2 protein-coding genes are annotated in these 2,038 nt (G+C 44.2%); both read left to right on the plus strand.

The genetic code is table 11. The features are described from left to right. Positions 1-49: 49 nt before the first annotated feature. On the plus strand, positions 50-397 hold the full coding sequence (gene tnpB / locus I6F53_RS20005) for an IS66 family insertion sequence element accessory protein TnpB (protein ID WP_197240919.1): 348 nt from the start codon (positions 50-52) through the stop codon (positions 395-397). Between the two features lie 107 nt (positions 398-504). Continuing rightward, entirely contained in the window at positions 505-2,016 is a 1,512-nt protein-coding gene (tnpC, locus tag I6F53_RS20010) for an IS66 family transposase (protein ID WP_197240921.1), read from the plus strand. The last annotated feature ends 22 nt before the right edge of the window (positions 2,017-2,038 follow it).

The raw sequence follows: 2,038 nt of genomic DNA on the forward strand, positions 1-2,038 counted from the left end.
CTACAACACCTGCAACTTATTTGAGCCAATTACTTCGTGAGTTTGCCTTATGAAAATGTTTGTTGAACCCGCGCGTATTTACTTGCATCGTGACGCTGTAGATTTTCGAAAGTCCATTGATGGTCTGGTCGCACTCGTTGAAAGCGAGCTTGAACGTGATGCTTACACTGGCGCATTATTTTTGTTCTGCAATAAAGCGAAAGATAAACTCAAGCTGGTTTACTGGGATAAAACGGGGTTTGCTTTGTGGTACAAGCGGTTAGAAAAACAAACGTTCAAATGGCCAACCAAAGCCTGCTTGCAAGAATTTGAACTCAGCGCTCAACAACTGGAGTGGTTATTGTCTGGGTATGATGTACTAGGCCATGAAGAATTGCAGTATAAATCGATGCTATAAATAGAGAGCTAATTGATCACATTAACAGTAAACGATCGTTGCCACTGCCCAGTAATTATCCGCGCTGCAAACAAGCAAGTAGCGTGGCAAACTGTTAATATTTACACATGAAAATTGATGCACACTCACTTCCTGACGACCCAGAACAACTCAAGCGCATGGTGCTTGAGTTGCAACACGTTGTTGCTAAAAAAGAGGCGCAAATTCACGAATTACTGCAAGCTTATAACGCGAAGCTTGCCAAAGAGTACGCGAAGAAATCTGAAAAGATGCCAGGTGCTGGCGAGCGTTTCAATGAAGCAGAAGACATTCTTGATGAACATGATAAAGCGCTCTTGGCTACATCGCCCTCAATAAAGAAAGAAAAAGCCAAACCGAAACGCCGCCCACTGCCAGCGCAGTTACCGCGAGTTGAGGTGGTTATTGACCTCGAAGAGGATGGCAAAATGTGTGATTGCTGTCAAAGTCCCTTACATAAAATGGGTGAAAGCAACAGTGAAGCGCTCGAGTTTGTGCCAGCGCATATTAAAGTAATCAAAACCATTCGCCCTAAATATACGTGCCGTCACTGTGAGCGAGAAGGGATTGAAAGTGCAGTGAAAACGGCAAAAATGCCCGCAACACCTATTCCAAAAAGCATTGCAACGGCTAGCTTGCTGAGTCAAATAATCATGTGTAAATACCAGTTTGGCTTACCGCTTTATCGTCAAGAAACAGTGTTTGCCGATATAGGTATTGAGTTGAGCAGGCAAACCATGTCGAGTTGGATGTTACGCTGTGCTGAATTATTGGCGCCCTTGTATCAACGCTTAAAAGAGGTATTGTTGTCTCAAGCAGTTATTCATGGCGATGAAACTCCGCTCAACGTTATTAACGCAGAGAAAGCGACTAGCTATATGTGGCTGTATTGTTGTGGCGATGATAAGCCGGGTAAAGGCACTAATATTGTCCTGTTTGATTATCATAACAGTCGCGCGGCCCACTGTGTGGTTGATTTTCTTGACGGTTACCAAGGCTATATGCACGTTGACGGCTACAAGGCATATGAGCAAACACAGGCAACACTGGTTGCATGCCTTGCCCATATACGCCGTAAATTCATTGAAGCCAAAGGCAATAATAAAAAAACCGTCAAAGCGGATGTGGCGCTCAACCTCATTGGTAAGCTCTACGGTATAGAGCAAGCCATCAAAGGTAAAACAGCCGATGAAAAATTCACTGTTAGGCAACAAAAAGCCAACCCCATCGTTGATGAATTGTATCAATGGTTACTCAAGCACAAAGATAAAATCCCGCCCAAAATGGCGCTAGGTAAAGCCGTCAACTACGCGATAAATCAATTTGAAAAATTCAGGCGTTACTTAGAGGATGGCAGGCTCAGTATTGATAATAACCGCGCAGAGCGCGCCATAAAACCGTTCGTGATAGGGCGGAAAAACTGGCTGTTCTCAAATACCAGTAATGGGGCGCATGCGAGTGCCGTACTCTATAGTCTTGTTGAAACAGCAAAGGCTAATGATCTTGTCGTGCATGACTATATATCAACGTGCTTACAGCACCTTGCAGAGCAGCCAAGTAACCTTGAACCCCTGTTACCTTGGAATATTAAGCAAGGCTAGGTGTCGTTAGCCATACGCTTAC

Origin of the sequence: Pseudoalteromonas sp. SWN29 (genome assembly GCF_015864465.1) — a bacterium.
GTDB lineage: Bacteria > Pseudomonadota > Gammaproteobacteria > Enterobacterales > Alteromonadaceae > Pseudoalteromonas.